General features: G+C 44.5%; 1 protein-coding gene. It reads left to right on the forward strand.

What is annotated here, in order from left to right:
• Positions 1–100 precede the first annotated feature (100 nt).
• The coding region (locus tag HJY11_RS13430; protein WP_208076447.1) for a hypothetical protein at positions 101–337 on the forward strand (237 nt) is incomplete at its 3' end.

A 337-nucleotide genomic window follows, 5' to 3' on the forward strand; every position in this document is an offset into this window, starting at 1 on the left:
TCACGACCATCCCATCAGCGGCTATTTTTTTCCTGATGCAGAAAAGTTTTGTCAACAGTATGATGGGATCTGTCAAGTAGGATCAGAAAGAGGAATGTGTATGGAACGATCACAAATAAAACAGCATCTGGCGGATCCGGAATTTTTTGCGGAGAACCGGTTACGGCCGGTATCAGATCATATGTGGTATGAGACGGAAAAGGAGGCGCTGAAAAAAGAAAAAATGCGTCTTCGGATGAGTTTGGGCGGAGCATGGAAATTTTTCTATGCTCCGAATCCGGATAGTGTACCGGATGGATTTGAAAGAAACGACTATTCCTGCGATGGATGGAATACC

Source organism: Bittarella massiliensis (ex Durand et al. 2017), from assembly GCF_017566145.1.
Classification (GTDB): Bacteria; Bacillota; Clostridia; order Oscillospirales; family Ruminococcaceae; genus Bittarella; species Bittarella massiliensis_A.